Annotated in this window: 4 protein-coding genes; 1 reads left to right on the forward strand and 3 read right to left on the reverse strand. The window is 74.1% G+C overall.

Annotated features, from left to right (window positions below; genetic code table 11):
- The coding region (locus tag H5J33_RS22610) for an AfsR/SARP family transcriptional regulator (protein WP_181796739.1) at window positions 1-2,368 on the reverse strand (2,368 nt) is incomplete at its 3' end.
- A gap of 306 nt (window positions 2,369-2,674) precedes the next feature.
- Between H5J33_RS22610 and H5J33_RS22615 the strand changes: the two genes are divergently transcribed.
- A complete protein-coding gene (locus H5J33_RS22615) occupies window positions 2,675-2,899 on the forward strand; it encodes a hypothetical protein (protein ID WP_258565311.1) in 225 nt (74 codons plus the stop codon).
- A gap of 69 nt (window positions 2,900-2,968) precedes the next feature.
- Here the strand turns inward: H5J33_RS22615 and H5J33_RS22620 are convergent, their stop codons facing one another.
- Window positions 2,969-4,393, reverse strand: a complete 1,425-nt coding sequence (locus tag H5J33_RS22620; protein ID WP_181796740.1) for a GH1 family beta-glucosidase — start codon at window positions 4,391-4,393, stop codon at window positions 2,969-2,971.
- 439 nt (window positions 4,394-4,832) lie between these two features.
- On the reverse strand, window positions 4,833-5,219 hold a 387-nt coding region (locus tag H5J33_RS22625; RefSeq protein WP_181796741.1), incomplete at its 5' end, for a LacI family DNA-binding transcriptional regulator.

Below are 5,219 nucleotides of genomic sequence, written 5' to 3' on the forward strand. Positions count from 1 at the left end.
CGCGGAAGCCGTCGGCCGCCTGGACCAGATAGCCGTCACCGTCCGCGAGCCGGCGCTGGTACTGCGCGATGACGCCCCGCCGGAAGCACGCCCAGGCCGTGGTCAGGGGATCGGTGCCGGTGCTCAGCTCGACGGCCCGCGCGGCGGCCCCGTCCGCTTCCTCGAACCGGCCGCTGATCACATGGGCGTGCGCCACCGTGACCAGCGCCCGCGCCTCGGCCCGCCGGTCGCCGGTCGCGCGGGCGGCGCCGCACAGCGCCAGGGCCGTCTCCTCGTACGCCCGCGCATTGCTGCCCTCGGACAGGTCGAGCGCGGCCCACAGCGTGTCCACCGCGCGGCCGAGCAGCGGCGGCCGGGCCGACCGGCGCACCACGGAGAGCAGGGGACCGGCCTCCGCGTACAGCCAGTCCTGGGCCTCCCGTGGGCCGGTGAAGGACAGCCCGGGCCGCCCGGGGTCGTGCAGGTGTTCCACCAGCCGGTCCCCGGGCCGTTCTGCCGCGTACGCCCGGGTGGCCGTGGCCAGGTGGAAGTCCAGCAGACGGGAAAGGGCGGCCTCCCGTTCGCCCGGCGGCTCGTCCCGTTCCGCGCAGGCGCGGGCGTAGAGGCGGACCAGATCGTGGAAGTGGTAGCGGCCGGGCGCGGCCGACTCCAGCAGGGAGGTGTCGACCAGGGACTCCAGCAGGTCCTCGGCGTCCTCGGCCGGAAGGTCCAGCAGGGTCGCCGCGGCGGCCAGGGAGATGTCGGGGCCGTCGGCCAGGCCGAGGAGGCGGAAGGCGCGGGCCTGGGCCGGCTCCAGCTGGCCGTAGCCGAGTTCGAAGGTGGCCTTGACCGCGAGGTCGCCCGCCCGGAGCTCGTCCAGCCGGCGCCGTTCGTCCGCCAGTTTCGCCGCCAGCACCGAGACCGTCCACCTGCGCCGGGCCGCCAGGCGGGACGCGGCGATCCGGATGGCCAGGGGCAGACGGCCGCAGGCCTCGATCACCTCCCTGGCCGCCTCGGGCTCCGCCGCCACCCGTTCCTCGCCCACGATCCGCGCGAACAGGGCCAGGCCCTCCTGCGGGGACATGATGTCCAGGTCCACCAGACGGGCGCCCGCGAGGTCCAGCATCCGCACGCGCGAGGTCACCAGCGCCGCGGAGCCGGGGGTGCCGGGCAGCAGCGGGCGCACCTGGGCCGCGTCCCTGGCGTTGTCCAGCACCACCAGGGTCCGCCGGCCGCGCAGCAGCGAGCGGTACAGCGCCGCGCGCTCCTCCGCCGAGTCGGGGATCGCCGGGTCCGGGGTGCCGAGCGCGCGCAGGAACGAGCCGAGCACCGAGGCCGGTTCGGCGGGATGCGGGCTCGCGCCCCGAAGGTCGACGTACAGCTGCCCGTCCGGGAAGGCGTCGCTCGCCTGGTGTGCCACCTGCACCGCCAGCGCCGTCTTGCCGACCCCGCCGATGCCCGTGAGGGACGATACGGCCATCACCCCGCCCTGGCCCGATACGAGCAGGTCGCGCAGCTCCTCCACGAAGGCGGCCCGTCCCGTGAAGTCGGGGATGCCGGCGGGCAGTTGCGCCGGCACGACGGGTGCGGCGGCCGAACCGGCCACCGGGGCCGAGGGCTCCGCGAGGGCCGGGTCCGCCCGGAGGATGCGCTGCTGGAGGTCGCTGAGGCCCGGGCGCGGGTCCACGCCCAGTTCGTTCTGGAGCAGCCGGCGGGTGTCCGCGTACACCGCGAGGGCCTCCGCCTGCCGGCCGCTGCGGTACAGCGCCAGCATCAGCAGTTCGCGGAGCCGTTCGCGCAGCGGGTGGGCCGCCGTCAGCGCGGTCAGCTCCGCCACCGCCTCGGCGTGCCGGCCCTGTTCCAGGTCCATGTCCAGCCGGGACTCGAGGAGTTGCAGCCGCCACTCCTCCAGGCGTGCGCGCTGCGCCTCCGCGTACGGGCCCGGCACGCCGGCCAGTGCCTCGCCGTCCCACAGGGCCAGCGCCCGGTCCAGGGCGTCCCGTGCCTGGCACAGGTCCCCGGCGGCACGTGCCCGCACCGCCTCCTCGGCCAGATCGCGGGCGACCCACAGGTCGACCGCGTCGCGGGACAGCGCGCGCATCGCGTACCCGCCCGACTCGCTGACCAGGACCCCGGGGTCCAGGATCTTGCGCAGCCGGGAGGCGTAGGTGCGGACGACGGCCAGTGCCGTGGACGGCGGCTCGTCGCCCCACAGGGAGTCGATCAGCTCGGCGGGCGTCGTCGTGCGGCCCTCGCGCAGCAGCAGGGCCACGAGCAGGGCGCGTTGATTGGGGCTGCCCGTGGGCAGGGGGTCTCCGCCCCGCCAGGCGCGCACCGGGCCGAGGAGGGTGAACCGCGGTTCCGGGCCGCCGGATGCCGCTTCGCGCATGACGCCCCCTTCCCGCGAGTCAGGGTAACAACCGGCGCGGATGGCGCGTATATCGTTCGTATATCCCGGCGCGAGAATATGTCACAACGAGGCTTCCGCGACTTGCCCAGTCCGGAGCTGATCAGGGCAGGGGAACCCAGGGGTGGCTCCCTGGGGCCCCTGCTTTTCTCGCCGTCCCGGCCAACTCTGGCCCACAGGGCTCGGTTTGAGCTACCGTCATTTCACCGGCACTCCACCGCGGCCGTCCATGTCCCCCGCCAAGGGACGCGTATGGCCTGCTCGCGGCGGCGCCGGACCGGACTGGGCATGTCGCACAGAGAAGAGCGCCGTATGCACTCGATGAGTCCTGCTGTCCTGCTCTCGGCCGGAGTCGTGGTGACTCTGGCCTATTTCGTACTCGTGGCCTATCTCGCCCGGGCCCTGAAGTCGGCACACCGGCTGCCCGTGGTGATCGGGGCGCTGACCGGGCTCGTCGGGGTCCTCCCGGCCATCCTCTACGCGCTGTACTCCGCGCTCGAAGTGATCGCCTGACGCCCGGCGTCCCCACCGGGGACGACGAAGGGCGCGGCCCGCCCCCCACGACAGGCCGCGCCCTCCGGCCTAGGCGGCCGGCACCGGCGGCAGCACCCCGGTGCGGGCCGCCTCGCCGTACCAGCGGGCGCTGGACTTCGGCGTCCGCTCCAGCGTCGCGTAGTCCACGTAGACCGCGCCGAACCGCTTGCCGTAGCCGTACGCCCACTCGAAGTTGTCCATCAGCGACCACAGGTAGTAGCCGCGCACGTCGGCGCCGTCGGCGATGGCCCGGCGCACCTCCGACAGATGGCCGTGCAGGTAGGCGATGCGCTCGGGGTCGTGCACGCGGCCGTCGGGGTCGGGCTTGTCGTCGTAGGCCGCGCCGTTCTCGGTGACGTACAGCGGCAGGCCCGGCGCCTCGCGCGTGTAGCGCATGATCAGGTCGTACAGACCCGTCGGGTCGATGGTCCAGCCCATCTCCGTGCGCTCGCCCGGCGTCTGGTGGAAGACGATGTCGTCGGAGCACGGCCAGGGGGAGTGCTCGCCGCCGCCGTGCCCGTCCAGCCGGGGACCCTTCACCTCCCCGGACGCGGCCGAGACCAGCGCCGGCGTGTAGTAGTTCAGGCCCAGCGCGTCCAGCGGCGCGTTGATCGTGCGCAGATCGGTGTCCAGGACGTGACTCCAGTCCGTCACCGGGCGCGTGGCCTCGAGCAGCGTCTCCGGGTACGCCCCGTGCAGCATCGGGCCGTGGAAGACCCCGTTGGCCAGGTCGTCGATGCGGCGGACGGCGGCCAGGTCGGCCGGGTCCTGGCTGAGCGGGCGCACCACCGAGGAGTTGAGGCTGACCGCGATCCGGTTGTGGGCCGGCATCACCGCGCGCAGCGCGGACACGGCCAGCCCGTGCCCGAGGTTCAGGTGGTGCGCGGCGCGCAGGGAGGCCGCCGGGTCGGTGCGGCCGGGCGCGTGCACCCCGGAGCCGTAGCCCAGAAAGGCGCTGCACCAGGGCTCGTTGAGGGTGGTCCACTGCTCCACCCGGTCGCCCAGCGCCTCCGCGACGAGCCGCGCGTACTCGGCGAACCGGAACGCGGTGTCCCGCTCCGGCCAGCCGCCCGCGTCCTCCAGCTCCTGCGGGAGGTCCCAGTGGTAGAGCGTGAGCGCCGGCTTGATGCCGTGCTCCAGCAGCTCGTCCACCAGCCGGCGGTAGAAATCCAGGCCGCGCTGGACCATGGGGCCCCGGCCCGTCGGCTGCACCCGGCTCCAGGACACGGAGAAGCGGTACGCGGTCAGGCCCAGCTCCGCCATCAGTGCCACGTCGTCGCGGTAGCGGTGATAGTGGTCGACCGCGACGTCCCCGGTCTCGCCGCCGGCCGTGCGGCCCGGCGTATGGCTGAAGGTGTCCCAGATCGACGGGGTGCGGCCGTCCTCCCCCACCGCCCCCTCGATCTGGTACGCCGAGGTCGCGGCGCCCCAGAGGAAGGCGGGCGGAAAGGTCTGTGTCATCGGTTCGGGCATGGAGGCTCTCCCAGGGGTCGAGTGCACGCATTATGCATGGGAGCGCTCCCACGGCGGAAGGGGGAGGCGCGGTGGTGCGGAGCGAGAGGGGGGGCGTGCGGGGGCACCGCCGGCGGCCGGCTCGCAGGCGGGCGACCCGCCAGACGGTGGATCCGCAAGGCGGAAGACCTGCAAGGGGGAGGTTCCGAAGGCGGAAGACCCGGCAGGCGGAGGATCCGCGAGGCGGACGACGCGCAAGACGCAGGTCCCGCAGGCGGAAGACCCGCAAGGTGGAAGTCCCGCAAGGCGGAGGATCCGTCGGGCGGAGCACCCGGCAGTTGCAGGTTCCGCAAAACGCAGGTCCCGCAGGGCGGAAGACCCCCAAGGCGGGGACCCGCGAAACGGAGGACCCGCGAAACGGAGGACCCGCGAAACGGCGTACCCACAAGGCGGACGCCCCTCAGGCCGACTGCCGCACCACGAGTTCCGTGGGCAGTACGACCCCGCGCTGTCCCGTGCCGCGCTGGGCGATCTCCTCCAGCAGCAGGTTCGCCATCGTGCGGCCCATCTCCGCCAGCGGCTGGCGGACGCTGGTCAGCGGCGGATCGATGTGCCGGGCCACGATGGAGTCGTCGAAGCCGACCAGCGCCACGTCCCCGGGGATCCGGCGGCCCGCCGCACGCAGTTCCTGCACCGCGCCGGAGGCCATCACGTCGGAGGCGGCGAAGACGGCGTCGAGATCGGGGCGCCGGCGCAGCAGTTCCCGCATGGCCGCGCGTCCGCCCTGCTCGGTGAAGTCGCCCGCCGCGATCAGCTCCTCGGCGACGGGCACCCCGGCGTCGCGCAG

Origin of the sequence: Streptomyces sp. WELS2, assembly GCF_013870595.1 — a bacterium.
Lineage (GTDB): Bacteria > Actinomycetota > Actinomycetes > Streptomycetales > Streptomycetaceae > Streptomyces.

What these genes read in the sequence shown, in the direction of transcription:
- H5J33_RS22620 (WP_181796740.1), bottom strand. Translation starts at nt 4,393, where the DNA reads ATGCCCGAACCGATGACACAGACCTTTCCGCCCGCCTTCCTCTGGGGC.
- H5J33_RS22615 (WP_258565311.1), top strand. Translation starts at nt 2,675, where the DNA reads ATGTCGCACAGAGAAGAGCGCCGTATGCACTCGATGAGTCCTGCTGTC.